This is a genomic window from Clostridium polyendosporum, from assembly GCF_018332455.1.
GTDB classification, from domain to species: domain Bacteria; phylum Bacillota; class Clostridia; order Clostridiales; family Clostridiaceae; genus Clostridium_AY; species Clostridium_AY polyendosporum.
The window spans coordinates 40,793-41,093 of record NZ_BOPZ01000031.1 but is presented as its reverse complement, the minus strand read 5'-3'; the positions used below and the strand labels follow the sequence as shown (position 1 = coordinate 41,093).

Below are 301 nucleotides of genomic sequence, written 5' to 3'. Positions count from 1 at the left end.
GGAAATTTGCTTTCACTGTCCACATAAAAATAAGTGTTTTAGTGAGAAAGCTAAATATAAAACTGTCAGAAGACATGTTTGGGAAGATTATAAAGACGACAATAAAAATTTTCTTAAGACTGAAAAGGGAAAAGGTATATACAATAGAAGGAAAGAAACAGTTGAGCGAAGCTTTGCAGATTCGAAAAATCTCCACGGGCTTCGCTATGCGCGTATGCGCGGACTCAACAAAGTTTCTGAACAATGCTTATTAACAGCAGCAGTTCAGAATATGAAGAAGATAGCAATGAGACTATCTTCT

At 35.9% G+C, this 301-nt stretch carries 1 protein-coding gene; it reads left to right on the top strand.

The features are described 5' to 3' along the window. A partial coding sequence (locus tag CPJCM30710_RS17895) for a transposase (protein ID WP_246503552.1) occupies positions 1 to 301 on the top strand: 301 nt, incomplete at both ends.